1 protein-coding gene is annotated in these 1,497 nt (G+C 67.6%); it reads left to right on the top strand.

Features of this window, described 5'->3' with window-relative positions; genetic code table 11:
* Positions 1-139 precede the first annotated feature (139 nt).
* Positions 140-1,489 carry an IS30 family transposase gene (locus IH13_RS0108550; protein WP_420713347.1) on the top strand — a complete coding sequence of 450 codons (1,350 nt, stop codon included), beginning with the start codon at positions 140-142 and terminating at the stop codon, positions 1,487-1,489.
* Positions 1,490-1,497 lie beyond the last annotated feature (8 nt).

The raw sequence follows: 1,497 nt of genomic DNA, 5'->3' as shown, positions 1-1,497 counted from the left end.
GGCGGATTCAATCGGTCGTCGCAACACCTTGATTTCGGAGGTGTTCAAGATCGCTACGGAGGACTGGAGCAGGAAGACCGGCGATGCGCCCGCGGAACTTCGGCGGCAGTGGCGTGCTGACCGGGCGCTGAGGCCGGCGATGCGCTCGCCTGGCCGGCCTGATCCGTCGCGGGTGGTGCAGCGGCAGTTCTGGCGGCTGATCGCCACGGGCGTCACGACGGCTGAGGCATCGCTGGCGGTCGGGGTGTCGGTGCCGGTTGGTTCTCGGTGGTTCCGTCACGCTGGCGGCATGCCGCCGATCTCTCTGGCCGAGCCCACCGGCCGCTACCTGACCTTCGAGGAACGAGAGGAGATCGCGATTCTGTGCGCTCAGGACAAGGGCGTGCGAGAGATCTCCCGCGCGATCGGACGGGACCCAGGGACGATCTCGCGCGAGTTGCGCCGTAACGCCGCTACCCGCAGCGGGAAGCAAGAGTACCGGGCCACGGTCGCGCAGTGGAAGGCACAGCAGGCCGCGAAGCGCCCGAAGGCACCCAAGCTCGCAGGCAACGACAGGTTGCGTGAATACGTACAGGAACGGCTCGCCGGCAGCGTCCGTCGTCCCGACGGCACGATCGTCACCGGGCCCACGACGCCCGCGTGGAAGGGCCTGAACAAGCCGCACCGGCAGGACAGAAGATGGGCGACGGCATGGAGCCCGGAGCAGATCTCGCGCCGACTGCACGTCGACTTCCCCGAGGATGAGTTCATGCGCATCAGCCACGAGGCGATCTACCAGGCGCTGTTCATCGAGGGCCGTGGTGCGCTCAAGCGGGAGCTGGTCACGTGTCTGCGTACCGGCCGGGCGCTACGGACTCCCCGTGCGCGGTCGCAGAACAAGCCGCAAGGGCATGTCACCGCAGACGTCGTCCTAAGCGAACGCCCCGCCGAGGCTACCGACCGCGCGGTCCCCGGACACTGGGAAGGCGATTTGATCATCGGGACGGGCCGCTCCGCGATCGGCACGCTGGTCGAGCGCAGCAGCCGCTCCACGCTTCTCGTGCACCTGCCCCGCCTCGAAGGCTGGGGTGAGAACCCGCCGGTGAAGAACGGCACCTCGCTCGGGGGCTACGGCGCGACCGCGATGAACGCGGCGCTCACCGAGTCGATGACGCAGCTGCCCGAGCAGCTGCGCAAGACCCTCACCTGGGACCGCGGGAAGGAACTCTCCGGTCACGTCCAGTTCGCTCTCGAGACCGGGACGAAGGTGTTCTTCGCTGACCCGCACTCGCCCTGGCAACGGCCGACCAACGAGAACACGAACGGTTTGCTGCGTCAGTACTTCCCGAAGGGCACCGACCTCTCCAGGTGGTCGTCTGCGGACCTCGAAGCCGTGGCCCTGGCAATCAACAACCGGCCCCGCAAGGTGCTGGGTTGGCGGACGCCGGCCGAAGTCTTTGAAGAGCAGCTACGCTCGTTGCAACAGCCCGGTGTTGCAACGACCGGTTGAACTCGCCC

Origin of the sequence: Streptomyces sp. NRRL WC-3549 (assembly GCF_000721935.1) — a bacterium.
In the GTDB taxonomy this organism is placed as follows: Bacteria; Actinomycetota; Actinomycetes; order Streptomycetales; family Streptomycetaceae; genus Streptomyces.
The sequence above is the reverse complement of the archived record's forward strand: the minus strand, read 5'-3'. Positions and strand labels throughout refer to the sequence as shown.